The organism is Mesorhizobium sp. L48C026A00 (assembly GCF_000502375.1).
GTDB lineage: Bacteria > Pseudomonadota > Alphaproteobacteria > Rhizobiales > Rhizobiaceae > Mesorhizobium > Mesorhizobium muleiense.
Window position 1 is genome coordinate 117,016 of record NZ_AYWU01000012.1, and the last position, 21,089, is coordinate 138,104.

Consider the following 21,089-nt stretch of genomic DNA (forward strand, 5'->3'; position numbering starts at 1 on the left):
AGCCCTCTGGCAATTGTCAATCGTGTTGACAATTGCCGGAACAGCCCATAGCGTCGTCGCCAGGGAGGAACGAATGGGCAATGATGCCGTGTTCCGCGTCGACGGCCTGAGGAAATCCTTCGGCCCTATCGAGGTGCTTGGCGGCGTCTCGCTCGATTTGCATGCCGGTGAAGTGACCGTGCTGATGGGCGCCAACGGCGCCGGCAAATCCACCCTGGTCAAGATCATCAGCGGCGTTTATGAGCGCGGCAGCGGCACGATGAGCCTCGCCGACCAAAACTTCGCGCCGAAAACGCCGGCGGAGGCGATCCGCGCCGGCGTCGTCACCGTTCATCAGAACATCAATGACGGTGTTGTCGCCGACCTCGACGTCGCCACCAATTTGACGCTCGACAGGCTGAGCGGCAGCGGCGCGCCGACCCTGTTCAATCCGGGCCGGGTGCGCCGCGAGGCAAAGGCGGTTGCCGACCGCATGGGGCTGGCGATCGACCTGAAAGCCCGGATCAGCGATCTGTCGCTGGCCGATCGCCAGATGGTGGCGATTGCCCGCGCCATGGCGCATCAGCCGAAGGTGCTGATCCTCGACGAGCCGACCTCGTCCTTGTCCAGCGCCGAGGCAGATCGGCTTTTCGCGCTGCTCGACAGGCTGCGCGAGCACGGCGTCGCCATCCTCTACATCTCGCACCGCATGTCCGACATCAGACGGCTTGCCGACCGGATCGTCTCGATGCGCGACGGCGTCGTCTCAGGCGTCTTCGACCGCAAGCCGCTCGATTATGAAGGCGCGGTCAACGCCATGCTCGGCCGCAAGATCCAGCTCGACCGGATCGTCGCTAGGAATTCGGCCAGGCCTGTCCTGACGATCGACGGGTTGCGGATTGCCGAAGGTTCCAGGCCGATCTCGCTGACGCTCGGCGACGGCGAGGTCGTTGCCATCACCGGCCTCGTCGGCGTCGGCAAGACAGCGCTCGCCGAGACGCTGTTTGGCGTCCGCAAACCGCTGTCCGGCACCATGGTGCTGAACGGCAAAGCCTATGCACCGGGGTCGACAGGCGAGGCGATCGCCGCCGGCGTCTTTCTCGTCGCCAAGGACCGGAGCGAAAACGGGATCGTCGGCGACTTCAACATCCAGGAAAATATCAGCCTGCCGTTCCACAGGCGGATGTCGCGTTTGGGCGTCCTCAAGCGCCGCGTCGAGCGCGCCATCGCCCGCCGGCAAATCCAGGAATTGGGCATCGTCTGCCGCTCGGAGAAGGACGAAATGTCGGCGCTTTCGGGCGGCAACCAGCAGAAGGTGATGGTCGCCCGCTGGATGTCGCAGGCGGCAAGACTGTTCATCCTGGACGAGCCGTTTCAGGGCGTCGACATTTCAGCCAGGCGCGATATCGCGGCCAAGCTGCGGGCGAGCGCCAACGGCCGTGCGACGCTGCTGTTCGTCACCGAGCTCGATGAGGCGCTGGAGACCGCCGACCGCATCCTGGTGATGTCGGAGCAGACAATCGTCGGCGAACATCGCAATGCCGACATCGACCTCGAGCGGCTGCTGGCCGAAGTGGCGGGCGGGCCGCTGCACAGTGCAGCGTGAGGCGGGCAGTAATGGGACGTGGAATGGAGAGGGCATGAGTTCGGGTTGGGTAAGGATGGCAGCCGCGCGCGACCATGCCATCCGCTATGGCTTCATCGTTCTGCTGTTCGGGTTGATCGCCTATTTCGCCATCGCCGCCGATGGCTTCGTCTCGCCGCAGAGCGCCGTCTTCATCTTCCAGTCGGTCGCCATCACCGGCGTGCTGGCGCTCGGCGTCACCGCCACCCTGGTCGTCGGCGGCTTCGACCTGTCGATCGGCTCGGTCGCTACCAGCGCCATGATGGCAGCCGCCTATGTCATGGTGGTGCTGGAGCAGAACGCCATCGTTGCGGTCGTCGCCTGTCTCCTGATCGGCGTCGTCGTCGGCCTCATCAATGGCTGGCTGATCGTCTATATGCGCGTGCCGGATCTGCTGGCGACGCTCGGCATGATGTTCCTGCTCGTCGGCTTGCAGCGCATCCCGACCGAGGGCCGCTCGATCGCCACCGGCATGACGATGCCCGACGGCTCGGTCGCCAACGGCACGTTCGGCCGCGCCTTCCTGGCGCTCGGCCGCCACCGCTTCGATTTCTTCATCCCCAACCTCATCCCGGTTTCGGTCGTCGTCCTGCTCGTGCTTGCGGTGCTGATCTGGTTCTTTCTCGAATACACCCGTTTCGGCCGCATGATGTATGCGGTCGGCAGCAACCAACGGGCTGCCGAGCTCGCCGGCGCGCCTGTCAAGGCATACAAGATCTGGGCCTACGTTATTTCGGGGGTTTTTGCCTCGATCGGCGGCATTTTGCTCGCTGCCCGGCTTGGACGTGGCGATATCGCCTCGGGTAATAATCTCCTGCTCGACGCAGTGGCTGCGGCGCTCATCGGCTACGCGGTTCTTGGCGCCGCCAAGCCGAACGCCTTCGGCACGGCTGTCGGCGCGGTGTTTGTTGGCGTGCTGCTGCAGGGCCTGACGATGATGAACGCGCCCTATTACACGCAGGATTTCATCAAGGGCGTGGTTCTCGTGATTGCCCTGGTCTTCACCTTCGCCCTTTCCGGCAGGGGCAACAGGTAGGATTTCGACGGATAGGATTTTCGACCGGCTGAAATTTGAATTCAACAAGAGGAGGAGACACCATGAAGATCACAAGAACACTTTTGGCGAAGGCAGCACTCGGGCTTGCCGGTGCTGCGCTGCTGATGCAGGTCCCGGCAATGGCGCAGGACAGGCCGGCGCCGTTCGACAAGCCCGGCGCGGTCAAGATCGCGCTGGTCCGCTATCTCTCGACCGGCGACTTCTTCCAGGCCTATCTGTCCGGCGTCGAAGCGCAGGCCAAGGCGCTTGGCGTTGATCTGCGCGTCCTCGACAGCCGCCAGGACGCCGCCCTTCAGGCGGACATGGTCGACCAGGCCATCGCGCTTGGCGTCCAGGGCATCATCATCCAGCATGGCTTGACGGAATCGATGAAGGACGCCGCCCAGCGCGCGGTCGACGCCGGCATCAAGGTCGTCGCCTTCGACGTCAATGTCGAAAACCCCAAGATACCGCAGATCGAGCAGTCCGACCGCGACCTTGCACGCCTCGCGCTCGAGCAGGCAATCAAGGACAATGGCGAGAGCTGGAAGGCCGGCTACGTCTATGTCGCCGGCATTGCGCCGCTCGACCGCCGCAACGAGACCTGGGTCGAGTTCAAGAAGAAATATCCGGGCATCAACGAGGCGGCGATGTTCGGCACGCTCGACAATCCGATCGCCAATTCCGTCGCCAACCAGGCCCGTTCGGTGCTGTCGGCCAATCCCGACATCAAGGTGATGTTCGCGCCCTATGACGAATTCGCCAAGGGCGTGAAGATCGCCGTCGACGAGGCCGGCCTGTCGCAGGACATCAAGATCTATTCGGCCGACATCTCGACCTCCGACATCGCCGCGATGCGCGAGCCCGACAGCGCCTGGGCGGCAACCGCTGCCACCAACCCGGCCGTCGTCGGCCAGGTTTCGGTGCGCGCGCTGGCTCAGCTTTTGGCCGGCGAAGACCCCGGCCAAAACGTCATCGTGCCGCCGACGCTGATCACCCAGAAGGACCTGATCGACAAGGACATCAAGAACATGGAAGACCTCTCGGCCAAGCTGCCGCAGTTCGCCCATGCCGATGTCGCGATGCCGGCCTGGATGCCGAACCCCAACGCGAAATAGCGTTCCGCAGGCGTAAGGGACGAGCGGCTTTCGGGCCGCTCTTTTCCAGGTCTGAATGCCTGCTTCGTCGGCGTGAGCCGATATCTAGCCACGGGCGCGGCATTCTGCCTTCAAACCGCGTATGAACTCGGCGGGTTCGACGTTCACCGGCTTGCCGCTGGTCATGCCGTCGGCATAGGCTCCGTTTCAAATGTTCCAACTCCAATGCGCGCAATTCCTCGCGCTGTTCCCACAGGCGCAGGGCGTCGCGGACAATCTCGCTGTTAGAGGCATATCCCCCGCCTTCGACAGCGCTTTGCAGGCGGGCAGCCTGCTGCGGGGTGAGGGATATGGTAAGGGTGCGCATGGGTTGGGTTTTCATGCTTAGCCTGCAGTCCAATAGTCCCGCGGTGAGGATGGCAAGTTTCCAGCCCGCAGCGCAAAAAATCCTAAGTTGCGTGCCCGCCTCGGCTACTCATTGAACAGATCGGAATGGGACCCGGTGCGAGCAAGCTGTAGCTCATCGCCGGCGACACGATAGATCAAGAGCCAGTCCGGTTCGATGTGAGCGTCACGATAGCCTTTCCAGTCGCCCTTCAGTGGATGATCCTTATAACTCGCTGGGAGTTCATCGCCGGCGAGCAGGAGGCCCAACAGCTCGCGCAGCTTGCCAAGATCTTTGCCACGCTTCTCGGCACGTTTCACATCACGGCGGAATTGTCCGGATCGAACAGGCGCCAGCACATCAGATTTCCAAGTCCTTGAACAACTCGTCGGCCGAGGCGAAACGCTTGCCCTTGCCCTGCTCCAATTCGAACATGGCCTTTCGAGTGGTTGCGTTCGGCACCTTCACCGGAAAGGGGAACTCCTTGTCGGCGGCGACGCGGACCAGCAGCAGGCGAATGGCGTCGGAAACGGACAATCCCATTGCCGCCAAGGCTTCCGTCGCCTGTGCCTTTGTCGCCGCATCGATCCGAGCGCGGACCACAGTTTCCGTTGCCATATTACTGCTCCTTGAAGAGAGCTACAATGTAGCTACGAAGCGCCGAATTCGCAAGCCGTTCGGCCCATTCGTACCGCTCGAAAATGTGCGGCGTCTTGAGCGACATGCATTACCTCAACGCCGCCGCGATGTTGCCGCCGTCCACCGTCGTCACATTGGCGGTGGTGCGCTCTGCCAGCGCCTGATGCAGGAAGGCCTGGGCGACGTCTTCGGCCGTCACTTCCTGCCCGAGCAGATTGCCCGCCATATATTCCTTTTCCGATACCCCGCGGGCGCTCGAACGGCTGGCGATCATCGCGTCGGTCAACAGCCCGGAACGGATGCGGTCGGCGTTGACGGCATTGGAGCGGATGCCGTGGGCGCCGTAGTCGACAGCATATTGCCTGGACAGGAAAAGCGTCGCCGCCTTTGGCATGCCATAGGCGCCGAACTTCGGACCCGGATTGATCGCCTGCTTGGAGGTGTTGAACAAAAGCACGCCGCCGGTGCCTTGCTCGAGCATGATGCGCACTGCGTTCTGCGCCGCCGACTGGTGGGCGAAGAAATTGAGCTCGAAGCTCTTGCGCAAAGTGGCGTCGTCGAGTTCGCCGATCCTGCCTTCCCAGGCCGCACCGGCATTCGACACGAGGATGTCGAGGCCGCCGTAGACGGCCACCGCCTTGTCGAAGGCAGCGCGCATCTGTGCCGGGTCGGTGATGTCGGCGCCGACGCCGATCGAACCGTTGCCGGCCTTTTTTGCCGCCTCCGTCGCCCTCGCCGCGTCGAGATCGACGACGACCGCATGAGCGCCATTGTCGGCGAACAGCTTTGCCGTGGCGGCGCCGATCGCGCCGGCGCCGCCGGTGACAAGCACAACCTGGGAGGTAAGCGGCTTCGGCTTGTTGGCGGCGAGCTTGGCCTGTTCCAGCGACCAGTATTCGAGCGGGAACAGGTCGGCCTTGGACAGTGGATGGAAATCGCCGATTGCTTCGGCGCCGCGCACCGCCTCGATCCACATTTCACCGACGTCGGAGGCAATCTTCGCGTCCTTCAGCGTGCGGCCATGGCCGAACATGCCGAGCCCCGGCACCAGCGTCAGGCGCGGCATCTGGTCGAGCATAGTCCGCTTCACGTCGTCGAGCGCGTCGTTGGTCTCGAAGTAGGCGCGATAGTCCCTGGCGAAGTTTTCGACATGCTGGCGAATGACGGATTTGTAGTCGCCGATCTTGTCCGCGTCGGGCGCCGGCAGCGCCATCGGTCCGGTCTTGATGCGGATCGACAGGTCGGGCGTCGACACGCCGCGCCCGGCATAGTCGGCAATGTCAGCCGAGTTGATGAAATCGACAATCGCGTCCGAGGTGCGGAAATCGCTGATCATGCGGTCGAAGCGGCCTTCGCCGCGCGCTACCGCCACTGCACCGCGCAGTATCGGCGCAATCTCCGCAGGCTTCGCCAGCCTGGCCGGCAAGGCGGTTTTTTCGCTACGCGGCTTGCCGTGGCTGGCGATGAAATCCTCGGCGACGTTCACATAATGGATCATCCGGTCGTAAGCCTGCTTGGCATCGTCGCCGAAGGTGAAGATGCCATGCTTGTCGAGGATCAGGCCTTCGACCGTCGGGTCGGCGTCGAAGACATCGGCAGCCGCCTTCGCCAGGTCGAAGCCCGGCATGATGTAGGGCACGAACCCCATCTTGTTGCCGAAGACCTTCTTGCTCAGCGCCTCGCTGTCGTCCTGGTCGACAATGGCGAGGATCGCGGTCGAGTGCGTATGGTCGACGAATTTATGCGGCAGGAAGGCGTGCAGCAGCGTCTCGACCGAAGGGTTCGGCGAAGACGGATCGATCAGGTTCACCCGCTGCAGCGCCACCATGTCTTCGTCGGAGAGTTTTTTGAGCGACCGCGCCTTGAGCAGCGCGCCGAGCTTGACCGCCGGCAGGCCCTGCGGCTCGATGACGCCCATGTCCCAGCCGCTGCCCTTGACGCAGAGCACGTCCCATTCGTCGCCGACGAGATCGGTGGCCTTTGTCTTGCACGATGTGTTGCCGCCGCCATGCAGGACAAGCCGCGGTTCGCCGCCCAGAAGCCTGGTCGTGTAGACGCGCAGCGCCAGGTCGCGTGCCACGCCCTTCATTGCATAGTCGGTAACCAGCTTTTCCGCGTCGCCGTCATTCCACAGGTTCTTCATGTTCGCTTCGTCCGGTTGTTTTTGTTGTGAAACAGGAATGCCGCGACGCCTTTATGACAATGCCTCCGCGGCGGCTTGTGTTCTCTAGGCGACCTTTTCTGCTGCCGGTCCGGCATGGTCGAGGAGCCGTCTCGCCATCCGGGCGCCGACCACCAGATGCGTGCATAGCCCACCCGCGATCGCCGCCACCAGCGGTCCGAACTTGCTGTCCTCCTGCACCACCACGAGGCGCTTCTCGATCTTGCGCAGCGATGACAGCTCCGCCGAAATGATCCGCCGGTTGTAGCTGCAGTCGAGCGCCTTGCCTTGCGCGTCGATGATCTGACCGGCGATGACGCCGGCAGCCCCGGCACGACGCAGCACCTCCATTTCGCTGGCAGTCAGCGCGCCGCATTTGACGACATGGCTGTCGGCATCGACGGTGCCGACCGAGTAAAGCGCCAGATTGCACGCACTGATACCCGACAACTGCTCGCGGATCACCGGCTCGGCGCGCAGGCCGCGCGCCAGTTCCTCTGTCGTCAGCACCAGCGGCGCATAGAAATTGAGTCCCTTGGCATTGAGCCGGCGGGCGATTTCCATGGTGCATTGGTCGGGGCGGTAGGAATAGGGGGCTCCCAGATTGCCGCAGAGCTGCACCACCGTGACATCCTGCAGATCGGCATAGGACATGATGTCGGCGATCGTATAGATGGTCCTTCCCCAGGCGACGCCGATGCGATCGCCCTTCTTGATCAGTTCGAGAAAGACGCTGGCCGCCAGCACCGCGATGTCGGTCGACGGATCGGCGACATGGCCGTTTTCCGGCGCTATCCAGACGGCATCGAGCTTCAATGCGTCTTCGAGCTTGCGCGCCATGACATCATCGGTGAAAAGCTGGGTCGAGGTCGAGATGTTGACAATGCCGGTCTCGCGCGCCTTGCGCAGATACATCGCGACCGAGGCTCGGGAAATCTTGAGCTGGCTGGCCACCTGGTCCTGGCGCAAGCCGTGGGCATAGTAGAGCCAGGCGGCCTTGTGGATAAGCTGTTCTGCCGGTCGGATCGCCATGCCATCTCCTCGCTGACATTATTCACGGCTGTCGACAAAAGTCAAACTGAGCGAGGGTAAACGATGCCCTTTCGCTTGCTCTATCTAGATCATCATTGTGCCGAATGGGCCCTAGCGTGGCATTGTTGGTGGTGACGGGCCGGAATCTTGTGGGGTAGAAGGGTCGATCAGACATTAGGGGAGGAACGGGATGGGCAATCCCTACGAACAGGATCTCGGCAGGAATCCAGCCAACCACCAGCCGCTGACGCCGCTCAGCTATCTGGAGCGGGCGGCAAAGACCTTTCCCGACCATGTTGCTATCATCCATGGTCGCCAGCGCACGACCTATCGTGATTTCTGGCGGCGGTCGCTGAAACTTGCCTCGGCGCTGCAGAGGCGCGGCATCGGCAAGGGCGACACCGTCACCGTCATGTTGTCCAACACGCCGCCGATGCTGGAAGCGCATTTCGGCGTGCCAACGACCAAGGCGGTGCTGCATTCGCTCAACACCCGCCTCGATGCCTCGGTCATCGCTTTCCAACTCGACCATGCCGAAACCAAGGTGCTGGTCGTCGATCGCGAATTTGCAAATGTCGTCAGTGAGGCGCTGGCGCTGGCTAAGGTAAAACCGCTGGTCATCGACTATGACGATCCCGAATACGCCACTGACGCCCCCTATCCCAAGGGCGAGCGGATCGGCTCGCTCGACTACGAGACCTTCGTCGCGGGCGGCGACGAGAATTTCGCCTGGTCGATGCCGGACGACGAATGGGATGCGATCTCGCTCAACTACACCTCCGGGACGACAGGCAATCCGAAGGGCGTCGTCTATCACCATCGCGGTGCGGCACTGATGGCCTACGCCAACACCATCCATGCCGGCATGGGCAAGCATGCTGTCTATCTGTGGACGCTGCCGATGTTCCACTGCAACGGCTGGTGCTTTCCGTGGACGCTGGCCGTGCAGGCCGGCACCCATGTCTGCCTGCGCTGGGTGCGGCCGAAGCCGATCTACGACGCCATCGCCGACCACGGCGTCACCCATCTGTGCGGTGCGCCGGTGGTGATGTCAGTGCTGATCAACGCCAGCGACGAGGACAAGCGGCAATTTCCGCAGACGGTCACCTTCAACACCGCCGCGGCACCGCCGCCGGAAGCGGTGCTGTCGGGCATGGCCGATGCGGGTTTTGCCGTCACCCACCTCTATGGCCTGACCGAGACCTATGGCCCGGCGGTCGTCAACGAATGGCAGGGCGAGTGGGATGGGCTGGAGAAGGGACAGAAGGCGGCGAGGAAGGCCAGGCAAGGTGTGCGCTATGCCGCGCTCGAGGATCTGACGGTGATGGACCCTGAGACGATGGAGGAGACGCCGGCCGACGGCGAGACGATCGGCGAGGTCATGTTCCGCGGCAACATCGTCATGAAGGGCTATCTGAAGAACCGCAAGGCGAGCGACGAGGCCTTCGCCGGCGGCTGGTTCCACTCGGGCGACCTCGGCGTCATGCATCCCGACGGCTACATCCAGCTCAAGGACCGCTCCAAGGACATCATCATTTCCGGCGGCGAGAACATCTCCTCGATCGAAGTCGAGGAGGCGCTCTACAAGCATACCGCCGTCGCCTTCTGCGGCGTCGTCGCGAGGCCCGACGACAAATGGGGCGAGGTGCCGATCGCCTATGTCGAGCTGAAGCCGGGCAGGACGGCGACCGAGGCCGAGATCATCGATCACTGCCGCGCGCTGCTCGCCCGCTTCAAAATGCCGAAAGCGGTGATCTTCGCCGAAATCCCGAAGACCTCGACCGGCAAGATCCAGAAGTTCCGGCTGAGGGAGATGGCCAAGGGGTAGGTGCCGTTAGCGTCACGACGGTGCAGAGCGTTTGATGGCAGCGGGACAGCGCCCCCCTCTGTCCTGCCGGACATCTCCCCCACTTGGGGGGAGATTGGCTGTCATCGCCGCTTTCGCCAANGGGACAGCGCCCCCCTCTGTCCTGCCGGACATCTCCCCCACTTGGGGGGAGATTGGCTGTCATCGCCGCTTTCGCCAACTTTCAACATTGCAGGACTAGCTGGGCGCTAAAACCGCCAATCTCCCCCCTCGTGGGGGGAGATGTCCGGCAGGACAGAGGGGGGCGCGAAGGATCACGACAGATCAGAATTTAGCCTGAGCCGCCGCTCATGCCGGGAACCGGCAATTGGGCCCGTTCAGTATTGCGAACAATTTATTTACCGAAGATGCGAGAGCACGTTGAGCAGCTTGCCGGTCGGGTCGGCAATGAAGAAGCGTCTTACCCCCACGGTTCGTCGGTCAAATCATAGACCACTCTGCAACCGATCTCGTTCGCGCGCAGATAAACCGCGTCGACATTGTCGACCTCGATCGACAGATCAGCCACCGGGGTGCCCGAGCCGCACTCAACAACGTGCCTTGCAGCAGCTGGATCGGCTGAACGGAGCAAAAAGATCGCTCTGTGTCGGATCGAGCGCCTCGCGATCGTCCTCGATAAAGAACTGACTCGACGAAAGAAGATCTAGCAGGAGGAGCATTCTAATGGAGAACGCGGAGCGGAGCCCCAGGGCTACACGGCGCGAATGGATGGGGCTCGCGGTTATCGCGCTGCCTTGCCTGCTCTATTCCATGGACCTGACGGTCTTGAATTTGGCTGTGCCGCGGTTGAGCGCAGACTTGAGGCCTTCGAGTTCGCAACTTCTGTGGATCGTGGACATTTATGGCTTTCTGCTTGCCGGATGCCTGATCACGATGGGCACGCTGGGCGACCGCATCGGCCGCCGCAGACTGCTTTTGATCGGCGCGGTGACATTTGCAATTGCTTCGGTCTTCGCGGCGTTCTCCACAAGCGCCGAAATGTTGATCGTCTCGCGTGCGCTGCTCGGGATTGCCGCGGCCACGCTTGCGCCGTCCACCCTCTCGTTGATCCGCAACATGTTCCTCGATCCGAGGGAGCGCACGGTTGCGATCGGCGTCTGGATCGCCAGCTTCTCCGCGGGCGCTGCCATCGGCCCGCTGGTCGGGGGCATCCTGCTGAGCTATTTCTGGTGGGGTTCCGTGTTCCTCGTGGCCGTACCGGTCATGATCGCGCTGCTGGTGTTCGGTCCGATGGTCCTGCCCGAGTATCGCGATCCAGAAGCGGGTCGGCTCGACATCTTGAGCGCCGCGCTGTCACTTGTCGCGGTGCTTTCGGTGATCTACGGCATCAAGGAAATCGCCGAACATGGATTCGGCTTGGAGGCGGCCTTCGCCATTGTCTTCGGCGTGGCTGTCGGCGCGGTTTTCGTCTTGCGTCAACCACGGCTGAAAAATCCTCTGGTCGATCTGCGGCTCTTTCGCTCGCGCGCCTTCAGCGCTTCATTGGCGGTCAACGTTCTCGGCTTCTTCGTGGCGTTCGGCTCGTTTCTCTTCATCGCGCAATATCTGCAACTGGTGCTCGGGATGGGACCCTTTGTAGCGGGCCTGTGGACGGTGCCTTCCGCCGTCGCTTTCATCGCCGGTTCGATGCTGACGCCAATCGCGGCCGGTAAGGCTCGCCCGGGCTATGTGATGGCTGTCGGCCTTGCGCTCGCGGCAGTGGGATTCCTTATTCTCACCCGCAGTGGCGGTCGAGCCGATCTCGCGGTCATCGTCACAGGCTACAGCGTCTTTTCCCTGGGCCTTGCACCGGTGTTCACTTTGGCCACCGACCTCATCGTGGGAACCGTTGAACCCGGGCAAGCCGGTGCGGCCTCCGGCCTCGCGGAAACCAGCAGTGAGTTGGGCGGCGCGCTCGGCATCGCGATCCTTGGCAGCATCGTCACCGCCATCTATCGCAGCGGAGTGACCGGGCTGGTCGCGGACGGGGTGTCCGAACAGGAAATCAGCGTTGCCAAGGACACGCTTGGAGGCGCCGTCGCAGTTGCAATTGCCTTACCGGAGACGCTCGGTTCCGATCTGCTCGGCAAAGCGCGGGAGGCGTTCACTCAGGCATTCCAGATGACTGCCGGCATCTGCGCGTTGGTGGCGCTGGCTGCGGCCATCCTTGCGGGGGTCCTGTTGCAAAAAGTGCGGGGGCAGTCTGAGGCTGGGCAGCAGCCAGCAAAAGCTGCGACACCAACCGACGCCTGAGGCTTAAGCACGACACGGAACATGAGGGGGGAACCCCATGCCGATTCTCAGACCATCAGAGTCTGAAGGTCAAGACGAGACCCTTTCTCGGCCATGGGCGCGAAAGGCCGCCGCGGTCAGCAAAGCCGGGTCGATCGTCGCCCTGACTGGGGTCATATTGCCGCTTCTCATGATCGGCGGGATGAAATTCACGGCCGTTGAGATCGAGGCGTTGAGGCCGCTGATCGGCGGCACGCCTTGGCTCGCCTGGATGTATCCGGTATTTGGTGAAGCCGGCGCCTCTTATCTGCTTGGCGTCGTGGAGATCGCGACCGGGCTTCTCCTGATTGCCTGCCCTTGGTCGGCGCGCGCCGGTGTCGCCGGCGGGGCATTGGCCGCCCTGATTTTCCTGGTCACCTGTTCGATCATGGTTGCCCTGCCGATCTGGGAGCCAACTCTGGGCTTTCCCGCGCTCGGTCCCGCCGGCCAGTTCCTGATCAAGGACATTGCGCTGCTCGGCATCGCGCTTGTCCTACTGGGCGAAAGCCTGAACAGATTAAACAAATCGGCTACCTAAGCGGATCCAAGTCGAAGCGAGTGGCAGAACCACGTCATCCCGCCTACCCGCGCCAAAGGCGGGGCTCCACCTGCTGCGAACTTGGGGACGGGCATAAGTTCGGTGCCTGCGCGCCATCTGACTCACCTTCGACTAGATCGAAAACGCCCCGCTCGCCACCACGATGCCGCGTCCAGACACGCTCACCGAGCCGGCATCGACAGCCACCTCGATGATGCTGGTACGTCCGAGCGCCGTGCCTTGCTCGACCTTGACTACGCCGGGCTGCGCAAGACCGTGTGCAACCAGATGTGCGGCGAGCGGACCAGCCGCCGTACCGGTTGCCGGATCCTCGGCAATGCCGACAGTCGGGTTGAAAAACCGTGCATACGCTGTGCTTCCCCGCAGTGGCGGATCAAGTGAGAAGACGTAGCAGCCTTCCCCGCCGACCTCGTTGAGCAGGTCGAAAAGCTGTTTGGCGTCAGGCGAAATCCGGTCGACGGCTTGGCGATCGCGGATTGGCACCAGGAGATGGGCAGCACCGGTCGAGACCACCTGGCAAGGCACGACGTCCGTTATTTCTTCAGTATTTAAGCCAAGTGCCGCGGCAAGGGCGCCAGGATTTGAGATCTGCCGGCCGGCCACTGGGGCTTCTTGCCGCATAATGATCTTTTCGAGTTTTCCCTGGCTTTGCCAGATGGCCAATGGATATACCAAGTCGCCGATCTGTTGGTGAAACCATGTCGGGCCATCGCCCAACTCGAGCCGCCCCGCCGCAGCGAGCCACCACCAGGCCCCTAGCGTGTTGTGGCCGCCTGCGCCGAAAACCTCCACGCCTTTCGGCGTGAAAGAGCGCAATTTCCAATCGGCGTCCGCCCGGGTCGCCGGTAGGACAAAAGTGGTCTCGGACTGGTTGAACTCACGGGCAATGTTCTGCATCAGCTCGAGCGCCAACTCGTCACCGCCATCGACCACCGCGAGGGAATTGCCGGTCAGCGGCTCTACCGCGAAGACATCGACGAAATGAAATGGAATTGTTCTGTTCATGGTTTTCCTCCGGAGAACCGCAATTGGGCCCGTTTCGGTATTGCAGACAATTTCTAGCTAGCGGAGGTGGGAGAGCACGTTGAGCAGCTTGCCGGTCGGGTCGGCAATGAAGAAGCGTCTTACCCCCCACGGTTCGTCGGTCAAATCATAGACCACTCTGCAACCGATCTCGTTTGCGCGAAGATAAACCGCGTCGACATTGTCGACCTCGATCGACAGATCAGGCACCGGGGTGCCTGAGCCGCCCTCGCTGGCGATGCTGATCTGGGGGACGGTGGTTTCGCTGGACGCCAGCGTGACGAGCCAGCCGTGATCCATGACGGCATCGAGCCCGAACAAATCGGTATAGAACTTCCGAACATCCGGAATGCTGTCAGTTGCGATGTTCGAGACAATGCGCAGCACGGTCATTCCATGTCTCCTTCACAGCTTGGCGTATCTCCACAGCTTCGATGATAACGCCTTGCTGCGCTGCGGGGACCCGCAGCAGGCTTCGTTAACGCTGTTCACGCCCAGGTTGTATCAAAGGATGTCACCGGTCGTCCAGAAAGGTAACATCACCTGTTGACAGGCGGGGAATTTCGAATTACGAGTGACGAAATTCAAAATTCGTCACTCGTAAGAGCTAATGATACATGATGCATGACACCCTCGACACGACGGCTGATCTGGTCCGGCAGGAGAATGTCGCGCGCATCCTCGATTGCGCAGAGCGGCTGTTCCGCCACTACGGCTACGGCAAGACCAATGTCGCCGACATAGCCCGTGAACTCGGCATGTCGACGGCCAACATCTACCGTTTCTTCGCCTCCAAGGTCGAAATCCACCAGGCCGTTTGCGGCCGTATGCTCGCTACCTGCTACCAACTGACCTACGACGCCTGCCATAGTCCCGGAACGGCCAGCGAAAGGCTGCGCCGCTACGTGCAAACGCACTATCAGTGGACCCGCGACACCATGCTCGACCAGGAGAAGGTGCACGAAATGGTCGTCGTCGCCATCGAGCGCGATTGGCATGTCATCGAGAAGCATATCGACAGGATCCGCGGCTTGGTCGAGGAGGTGATCCGAGAGGGAATCGCGGCCGGCGAGTTTGCCGACCAGGACCCGGAAGTCGCTTCGCGGTGTTTCGGCGCCGCTATCATCACTCTCTGTCACCCGCAGATGGTCGCCCAGTGCCTTGCCAAGAACAACCGGGCGATGCCGGACGAGCTTATCGAGTTTGCCATCAGGGCTTTGAAGAAATGACCGGCAGCGTCCGCCGGGCGTCGACAATCCATCTCCAGTTCGGGAGTACGCAAGTGTCTTTGTCCAAATCCATCATGAACAGGCTGCCGGCCATTGGTCCGGCTCTGGTCGTCGTCGCGGCGCTTGGACTCGCCGGTTGCTCGCAAGAAAAAGTGGAAGTCAAGGACATCGTCCGGCCGGTCAAGGTCGTCGAGGTCGCCAAGGCGAACGATACCCGTGAGCTCTCCTACTCCGGATCGGTGCGCGCCCGCACCGAGATGAATCTCGGCTTCCGCATCAACGGCAAGATCACCGAGCGCCTGGTCGACATCGGCCAGCGTGTGAAACCGGGCGACGTTCTGGCCCGCATCGATCCCGCCGACTACGACCTTTCGGTCAACAGCGCCGAGGCCAGCCTCGAGGCCGCCGAGCGGCAGGTCGAGACAACGGGCCTTGCCCGCCGTCGTGCCGAACAGCTGTTTGACAAGAAGTTCGCCTCGAAATCGCAGCTCGAACAGGCGACGCTCAGCTATGATCAGGCGGTCGCCACCCGCAATTCCGCCCGCTCAGCGCTTGACCAGGCGAAGAACCAGGTCCTCTACACCGACCTCAAGGCGGACAGGAATGGCATCGTCACGTCAGTCGCCGCCGATGTCGGTCAGGTGGTCGGCTCCGGCACGCCGGTTGTGACCGTTGCCGTCGATGGCGAAAAGGAAGTGCTGATCGCCGTGCCGGAAACGGATATCGCCCAGTTCAAGCCGGGCAAGGACGTCAAGGCAAGCTTCTGGTCCGACGAAGCGCTGACGCTCGACGGCAAGGTCCGTGAAGTCGCCGGCAGCGCCGATCAGCAGTCGCGTACCTTTGCCGTTCGCGTCAGCCTGCCCAACGATCCGCGCGTGCTTCTCGGCATGACCGCGAATATCGAGGCTTCGGCCGCCAACAACAGCCTGCAAAGCGTATCGATCCCGTTGAGCGCGCTGGCGCAAAAAGACGGCCAGCAGATCGTCTGGACCGTCGACCGCAACGGCGAGACCGTCCATGCGCGTCCGATCAAGGTCGCTGAGTTCACCGCCGACGGCGTGCATGTTGCCGAAGGATTGAAACCCGGCGATGTCGTCGTTGCGGCGGGCACGCAATTCATGACCGAAAATCTAAAAGTCAAGCTGGCTGGCGATGCGGTGCAACAGTCCGCATCGGCGGACGATGATGGTGACGCCGCCAAGCGCGTGCGCTGACGGCCAGGCATAAAGCGGCTTTTCCTCGCATCGGCGCAAGCCGCGAGGTCAAGCGGTTCACGGTTTCCGGGCGGCAGGCGCCCGATTGTCGAGACGCCAGGTCGATGTAACCCCCCGACATCGATCCTAGCGCCCCACCGCGATGAGTGTCTCTCCGCTCGGAAAGCCTCGCCGCCCGGAAGCCAGCATTAGAAGCTCCGTGGGCATGCCATGTGCGTGCGCTGACGATCAGACAGATGGACTGGCGCTATGACCACCGATACCACCGAAAAACGGCCCTTCAATCTTTCGCGCTGGGCGATCGGGCACCCGAGCATTGCGCGGTTCCTATTCGGCCTGATCATCGTTGCCGGTGCGCTCGGCCTGATGCGCATGGGCCAGAAGGAAGATCCGGATTTCACCTTCCGCGTCATGGTCGTCCAGGCGGTCTGGCCCGGTGCCTCGATCCAGGAGATGGAGGACCAGGTCGTCAACAAGATCGAGCGCAAGCTGCAGGAAACGCCGCATCTCGATTTCGTCCGTTCCTACACGCGCGCCGGCAGCGCCATCATCACCTTGCAGGTGGAAGGGGACACCAATCCGACCCAGGTCGCGGATGCCTTTTACCAGGTACGCAAGAAGGTCGGCGATATCGCCAATGAGCTGCCTCAGGGGCTGCTTGGGCCTTACTTCAACGACGAATTCGGCGACACTTTCATCACCCTGCATTCGATCAGCGGCGATGGTTACAGCTATCCCGAGCTGAAGAAATTGGCCATCCAGGCGCGTGACATGCTTCTGACCACGCCCGGCGTCGAGAAGGCCGTGATCATCGGCGACCAGCCGGAAAAACTCTATATCGACGTTTCGTCCAAGGTGCTTGCCGAGCGCGGCCTGACACTCACCGATCTGCAGAACGCGATCAAGGGCCAGAACAATGTCGATCCGGCAGGCTCGGTCGACACCGGCCAGCGCTCCGTGCGCATCTCGGTCGAGGGCAGCGTGACGGAGGCGGCCGACATCCGCGAACTTCGCCTGCGCGCCGGCAACCAGGTGACGCGCCTCGGCGACATCGCAACCGTGACCACAGGTCTCGAGGATCCCTATCAGCGCAAATATCGCTTCAACGGCCGCGACAGCGTCCAGGTCGGCGTCGTCATGGCCAAGGGCTTCAACGTCACCGATGTCGGCAAGGAGGTCGAAGCGACCTATCACCGCTTCGAAGAGGCCTTGCCCTACGGCGTTTCGGTCGATCAGATCGCCGACCAGCCGGAAGTCGTGCGGGACGCGGTGAGCGAGTTCATGACGGCGCTCGGCGAGGCGCTCCTGATCGTGCTTGTCGTTTCGTTCCTGACGATCGGCTGGCGTTCGGGCCTGGTGATCGCGATCACCATTCCGCTCGTTCTGGCCGCCACCTTCGCCATCATGTACGAGATCGGCATCGATCTGCAGCGCATTTCACTTGGCGCGCTGATCATCGCGCTCGGCCTGCTTGTCGACGACGCGATGATCGTCGTCGAAATGATGGAACGCAAGCTCGAGGAAGGAATGGTCAAGATCGAGGCGGCGAGCTTCGCTTACACCTCGACGGCCTTCCCGATGCTGACCGGCACACTGATCACCACCGCCGGCTTCATCCCGGTCGGCTTCGCGGCTTCGACGGCCGGCGAATATGTGCGCACGCTGTTCTACGTCGTCGGCATCGCGCTGGTCGTCTCCTGGTTCGTGGCGGTCTATTTCACGCCGTGGCTTGGTCATATGATCCTCAAGCAGCGAAAACACGCCGGCAGCCATCACGATGTCTTCGACACGCGCTTTTATCGCCGGCTTCGCGCCACCGTCAGCTGGTCCGTGCGCCACCGCATCATCGTGCTGGTCATGACGCTGGTGACCTTCGTCACCAGCTTGTGGGCGTTCCAGTTCATCCCGCAGAATTTCTTCCCGCAGTCGTCGCGTCCGGAAATCCTTGTCGACCTCTGGCTGCCGGAAGGCACCAGCATCAAGGAAGTCGAGACGCAGGCCAAGGCGCTCGAAACCAGGATGATGGACGACAAGGACAAGCGCTTCATCGCCACCTATATCGGCGAGGGCGCGCCGCGCTTCTTCCTGCCGCTCGACCAGCAGCTTCGCAATCCGAACTTTGCCCAGCTTCTGGTGATGGCCAATGACGAACCGGCCCGCGAGCGGCTGATCGCCAAGCTGCGCACCATTCTGGCCGAGGATTTTCCGTCGGTCCGTGCCAAGGTCGACCGCCTGTTCCTTGGGCCGCCCACCGGCTGGCCGGTGCAGATGCGCGTCATGGGCCCGGATCGCCAGGAGGTGCGGCGCATCGCCGACGAGGTGAAGGCGAAGTTCCAGGCAAATCCGCTGCTCGGCGCCGTCCACGACGACTGGCTGGAGCCGGTACCGGAGATGAAGCTGGTGATCGACCAGGATCGCGCCCGTGCGCTCGGCGTCACCTCGCAGCGCATCCGCCAGATGCTGCAGGCGACCATGTCGGGAGCGCCGCTCGATGATTTCCGTGACGGCGAGGAGACGGTTTCGATCGTCGCTCGCGAGCCGGAGGCGAGCCGTCACCTGCTGTCGGCGGTCGACTCGATCTCTGTCCCGACGGATTTCGGTGGCTTCGTGCCGCTGTCGCAGGTCGCCAAGGTCGTCCCGGTGCTGGAGCAAGGCGTCGAATGGCGGCGCGACCGCCTGCCGACCATCAGCGTGCGCGCCACGCTGCCGGACGGCGTGCAGTCGAACGATGTCGTCATGAAGATGTACAGCGAGATGCAGGGCCTGCGCGACGGCCTGGCACCCGGCTACAACATCGAAATCCAGGGCGGCGCCGAGGATTCGGCCGAAAGCCAGGCCTCGATTGCTGCGAAAGCTCCAATCATGCTGGCCGTCATCGTCGTGCTGCTGATGATCCAGCTGCAGCATTTCGGCAAGGCGATGCTGGTGCTGGCGACCGGTCCGCTCGGCATCATCGGTGCTGCGGCGGCACTTTTGATCAGTGGCGCGCCGTTCGGCTTCGTCGCCATTCTCGGCGTCATCGCGCTGCTTGGCATCATCATGCGCAACTCGATCATCCTGGTCGACCAGATCGACCAGGATATCGCGGCCGGCATGGAACGCTCGGAGGCCATCATCGGCTCGGCAGTCCGCCGTTTCAGGCCGATCATGCTGACGGCGCTGACGGCGGTCCTGGCGCTGATCCCGATCTCGCGCGGCGTCTTCTGGGGTCCGCTCGCCTATGCCATGATGGGTGGCATCCTCGTTGCCACGGTGCTGACTATCCTCGTCCTTCCGGCAGGCTATGCCTTGTTCTTCGGCAGGGAGCGCAAGAAGGTCGAGGACGCGGCGCCGGCCGCCGAGCCGAAACGGGCGGAAAACGATGACCAGCCGCAACTGCCCCTGGCGGCCGAATAGGGCTGTTGGCAGATGTGACGTCCAGGGGTTAAATCCGCCCACCGGCAGGAGCGCCGGAGGAGGACGTCATGACCATAGCTCAGGCACCGGTGGCGCTGCGCCGGCCGATCGACGGACGCCACCGCCAGATGTTCATCGATGGCGCCTGGGTCGACGCCCGCTCGGCCCTCACCATGGAAACTAGCAATCCGGCCACCGGCGCGGTCATTGCCACGGTGCCGCGCGGCGACCGCCAGGACATCGAGCTGGCAGTGGCGGCGGCGCGCAGGGCCTTCGACGGGCCGTGGAGCCGGTACAAGCCCTATGAGCGGCAGGTGCTGCTGCTCAGGATCGCCGATCTCTTCGAAAAGCACTGGGAGGAGATCAGCCGCTCGGACACGACCGACATGGGCATGCCGATCGTGCGCACCCTGGCCAACCGCAACCGCGTCATCGGCATGCTGCGCTATTACGCCGGCATGGCGACGTCCCTGCACGGCGAGACGATCGAGAACTCGCTGCCGGGCGAAATCGTCTCCTTCACGCGCAAGGAGCCGGTCGGCGTCGTCGGCGCCATCATCCCGTGGAACGCACCGACGGCCGCTTCGATCTGGAAGATCGGGCCGGCGCTGGCGACCGGCTGCACGGTGGTGCTGAAACCTTCGGAAGAGGCGCCGCTGACGCCGCTTTTGATCGCCGACCTCATGAACGAGGCCGGCGTTCCGCCAGGTGTCGTCAACATCGTGACCGGCACCGGTGCCGAGGCAGGTGCCGCACTTGCCGAGCATATGGGAGTCGACAAGATCGTCTTCACCGGCTCGACGGCGACCGGCCAGTCGATCGTGCGGGCGTCGGCCGGCAACCTCAAGCGCGTCTCGCTGGAGCTTGGCGGCAAGTCGCCGGTCATCGTCTGCGCCGACGCCGATCTCGACAAAGCGGTGCCGGTGGCGGCTATGTCGGTGTTCGCCAATTCCGGCCAGATCTGCATCGCCGGCTCGCGCCTGTTCGTCGAACGCTCCGTCCATGATGAATTCGTCGAGCGGCTGGCGGCCTATGCCAAGGGTCTCAGGATCGGCGACGGCATCGATCCGGCGACCGAGATCGGCCCGCTCGTCTCCGAAAAGCAGCTGCAACGGGTCGCCTCGTATCTCCAGGCCGGCACGGCGGAGGGCGCGACCCTCGTCACCGGCGGTGAACGCCTCATGGAAGGTGCGCTGGCCGCCGGCAATTTCGTCGCGCCGACCGTCTTTGCCGGCGTTTCGGACGACATGAGGATCGCGCGCGAGGAGATCTTCGGGCCGGTGATTTCGGCGCTGCCGTTCGATACGCTCGATGAGGCGGTCGAGCGCGCCAACAACACGCCCTACGGTCTTGCTGCCGGGGTCTTCACCCGCAACATCGCCACCGCCCACCAGCTATCGCGAAAAATCCGTGCCGGCTCAGTCTGGGTGAATACCTATCACGCCATCGATCCGGCCGTGCCCTTCGGCGGCTACAAGATGAGCGGCTACGGCCGCGAGGGCGGTGCCGAGCACCTCGACGAGTATCTCAACACCAAGGGCGTGTTCATCAAGATCGATTGAGCGATCCGCCGAATAGGCCCTGAAACGAAAAACCCG

General features: G+C 62.8%; 16 protein-coding genes and 2 pseudogenes. 10 read left to right on the forward strand and 8 right to left on the reverse strand.

Translation table 11 applies throughout. The annotated features are described in order from the left end of the window. The first annotated feature begins 73 nt into the window (after positions 1–73). The 3 genes from X738_RS62445 to X738_RS62455 all read left to right on the forward strand — a co-directional run bounded on the left by X738_RS62445 (position 74) and on the right by X738_RS62455 (position 3,757). Positions 74–1,585, forward strand: coding sequence for a sugar ABC transporter ATP-binding protein (locus X738_RS62445; RefSeq protein ID WP_023800217.1), 1,512 nt, complete (start codon positions 74–76; stop codon positions 1,583–1,585). 34 nt (positions 1,586–1,619) lie between these two features. Further along, positions 1,620–2,639: an ABC transporter permease gene (locus X738_RS62450; protein WP_031255368.1), complete on the forward strand. Its 1,020-nt coding sequence runs from the start codon at positions 1,620–1,622 to the stop codon at positions 2,637–2,639. Positions 2,640–2,701: 62 nt separating this feature from the next. Further along, complete coding sequence (locus X738_RS62455) at positions 2,702–3,757, forward strand: substrate-binding domain-containing protein (RefSeq protein WP_023800219.1); 1,056 nt, start codon at positions 2,702–2,704, stop codon at positions 3,755–3,757. Positions 3,758–3,841: 84 nt separating this feature from the next. Here X738_RS62455 and X738_RS62460 read toward each other — a convergent pair. The 5 genes and pseudogenes from X738_RS62460 to X738_RS62480 form a co-directional block, all read right to left on the reverse strand. Continuing rightward, a pseudogene (locus X738_RS62460) lies at positions 3,842–4,103 on the reverse strand (type II toxin-antitoxin system ParD family antitoxin). Positions 4,104–4,207: 104 nt separating this feature from the next. Next, a complete protein-coding gene (locus tag X738_RS62465) occupies positions 4,208–4,480 on the reverse strand; it encodes a type II toxin-antitoxin system RelE/ParE family toxin (protein WP_023800221.1) in 273 nt (90 codons plus the stop codon). 1 nt (position 4,481) lies between these two features. Beyond that, positions 4,482–4,739, reverse strand: coding sequence for a type II toxin-antitoxin system RelB/DinJ family antitoxin (locus X738_RS62470; RefSeq protein ID WP_023800222.1), 258 nt, complete (start codon positions 4,737–4,739; stop codon positions 4,482–4,484). A gap of 109 nt (positions 4,740–4,848) precedes the next feature. Then, positions 4,849–6,903: a bifunctional aldolase/short-chain dehydrogenase gene (locus X738_RS62475; protein WP_023800224.1), complete on the reverse strand. Its 2,055-nt coding sequence runs from the start codon at positions 6,901–6,903 to the stop codon at positions 4,849–4,851. A gap of 84 nt (positions 6,904–6,987) precedes the next feature. Then, a complete protein-coding gene (locus tag X738_RS62480; protein ID WP_023800225.1) occupies positions 6,988–7,953 on the reverse strand; it encodes a sugar-binding transcriptional regulator in 966 nt (321 codons plus the stop codon). A gap of 190 nt (positions 7,954–8,143) precedes the next feature. On the opposite strand from X738_RS62480, the gene X738_RS62485 reads away from it, so the two are divergent. After that, entirely contained in the window at positions 8,144–9,781 is a 1,638-nt protein-coding gene (locus tag X738_RS62485) for an acyl-CoA synthetase (protein ID WP_023800226.1), read from the forward strand. A 377-nt stretch (positions 9,782–10,158) separates the two neighbouring features. Here the strand turns inward: X738_RS62485 and X738_RS62490 are convergent. Beyond that, positions 10,159–10,349: pseudogene (locus X738_RS62490) on the reverse strand (VOC family protein); the annotation flags it as partial. A 134-nt stretch (positions 10,350–10,483) separates the two neighbouring features. On the opposite strand from X738_RS62490, the gene X738_RS62495 reads away from it, so the two are divergent. Both X738_RS62495 and X738_RS62500 read left to right on the forward strand, forming a co-directional pair. Then, the gene (locus tag X738_RS62495; RefSeq protein ID WP_031255370.1) at positions 10,484–12,052 is read left to right on the forward strand and encodes an MFS transporter; all 1,569 of its coding nucleotides are present in this window, start codon (positions 10,484–10,486) and stop codon (positions 12,050–12,052) included. Positions 12,053–12,089: 37 nt separating this feature from the next. After that, complete coding sequence (locus X738_RS62500; RefSeq protein WP_023800229.1) at positions 12,090–12,608, forward strand: DUF417 family protein; 519 nt, start codon at positions 12,090–12,092, stop codon at positions 12,606–12,608. Between the two features lie 132 nt (positions 12,609–12,740). Here X738_RS62500 and X738_RS62505 read toward each other — a convergent pair whose 3' ends face one another. Both X738_RS62505 and X738_RS62510 read right to left on the reverse strand, forming a co-directional pair. Beyond that, a complete protein-coding gene (locus tag X738_RS62505) occupies positions 12,741–13,634 on the reverse strand; it encodes a PhzF family phenazine biosynthesis protein (RefSeq protein ID WP_023800230.1) in 894 nt (297 codons plus the stop codon). 57 nt (positions 13,635–13,691) lie between these two features. Further along, entirely contained in the window at positions 13,692–14,045 is a 354-nt protein-coding gene (locus X738_RS62510) for a VOC family protein (protein ID WP_023800231.1), read from the reverse strand. A gap of 227 nt (positions 14,046–14,272) precedes the next feature. Between X738_RS62510 and X738_RS62515 the strand changes: the two genes are divergently transcribed. The 4 genes from X738_RS62515 (at position 14,273) to X738_RS62530 (ending at position 21,053) form a co-directional block, all read left to right on the forward strand. Continuing rightward, positions 14,273–14,881 (forward strand): TetR family transcriptional regulator, encoded by a 609-nt coding sequence (locus X738_RS62515; protein WP_031255374.1) that lies wholly within the window; start codon positions 14,273–14,275, stop codon positions 14,879–14,881. A 74-nt stretch (positions 14,882–14,955) separates the two neighbouring features. Beyond that, positions 14,956–16,095, forward strand: coding sequence for an efflux RND transporter periplasmic adaptor subunit (locus X738_RS62520; RefSeq protein WP_031255376.1), 1,140 nt, complete (start codon positions 14,956–14,958; stop codon positions 16,093–16,095). A gap of 249 nt (positions 16,096–16,344) precedes the next feature. Next, positions 16,345–19,491, forward strand: a complete 3,147-nt coding sequence (locus tag X738_RS62525) for an efflux RND transporter permease subunit (protein ID WP_023800234.1) — start codon at positions 16,345–16,347, stop codon at positions 19,489–19,491. A gap of 68 nt (positions 19,492–19,559) precedes the next feature. After that, a complete protein-coding gene (locus tag X738_RS62530; RefSeq protein WP_023800235.1) occupies positions 19,560–21,053 on the forward strand; it encodes an aldehyde dehydrogenase family protein in 1,494 nt (497 codons plus the stop codon). The last annotated feature ends 36 nt before the right edge of the window (positions 21,054–21,089 follow it).

What these genes read in the sequence shown, in the direction of transcription:
- X738_RS62445 (WP_023800217.1), top strand. Translation starts at nt 74, where the DNA reads ATGGGCAATGATGCCGTGTTCCGCGTCGACGGCCTGAGGAAATCCTTC.
- X738_RS62450 (WP_031255368.1), top strand. Translation starts at nt 1,620, where the DNA reads ATGAGTTCGGGTTGGGTAAGGATGGCAGCCGCGCGCGACCATGCCATC.
- X738_RS62455 (WP_023800219.1), top strand. Translation starts at nt 2,702, where the DNA reads ATGAAGATCACAAGAACACTTTTGGCGAAGGCAGCACTCGGGCTTGCC.
- X738_RS62470 (WP_023800222.1), bottom strand. Translation starts at nt 4,739, where the DNA reads ATGGCAACGGAAACTGTGGTCCGCGCTCGGATCGATGCGGCGACAAAG.
- X738_RS62475 (WP_023800224.1), bottom strand. Translation starts at nt 6,903, where the DNA reads ATGAAGAACCTGTGGAATGACGGCGACGCGGAAAAGCTGGTTACCGAC.
- X738_RS62480 (WP_023800225.1), bottom strand. Translation starts at nt 7,953, where the DNA reads ATGGCGATCCGACCGGCAGAACAGCTTATCCACAAGGCCGCCTGGCTC.
- X738_RS62485 (WP_023800226.1), top strand. Translation starts at nt 8,144, where the DNA reads ATGGGCAATCCCTACGAACAGGATCTCGGCAGGAATCCAGCCAACCAC.
- X738_RS62495 (WP_031255370.1), top strand. Translation starts at nt 10,484, where the DNA reads ATGGAGAACGCGGAGCGGAGCCCCAGGGCTACACGGCGCGAATGGATG.
- X738_RS62500 (WP_023800229.1), top strand. Translation starts at nt 12,090, where the DNA reads ATGCCGATTCTCAGACCATCAGAGTCTGAAGGTCAAGACGAGACCCTT.
- X738_RS62505 (WP_023800230.1), bottom strand. Translation starts at nt 13,634, where the DNA reads ATGAACAGAACAATTCCATTTCATTTCGTCGATGTCTTCGCGGTAGAG.
- X738_RS62510 (WP_023800231.1), bottom strand. Translation starts at nt 14,045, where the DNA reads ATGACCGTGCTGCGCATTGTCTCGAACATCGCAACTGACAGCATTCCG.
- X738_RS62515 (WP_031255374.1), top strand. Translation starts at nt 14,273, where the DNA reads ATGCATGACACCCTCGACACGACGGCTGATCTGGTCCGGCAGGAGAAT.
- X738_RS62520 (WP_031255376.1), top strand. Translation starts at nt 14,956, where the DNA reads ATGAACAGGCTGCCGGCCATTGGTCCGGCTCTGGTCGTCGTCGCGGCG.
- X738_RS62525 (WP_023800234.1), top strand. Translation starts at nt 16,345, where the DNA reads ATGACCACCGATACCACCGAAAAACGGCCCTTCAATCTTTCGCGCTGG.
- X738_RS62530 (WP_023800235.1), top strand. Translation starts at nt 19,560, where the DNA reads ATGACCATAGCTCAGGCACCGGTGGCGCTGCGCCGGCCGATCGACGGA.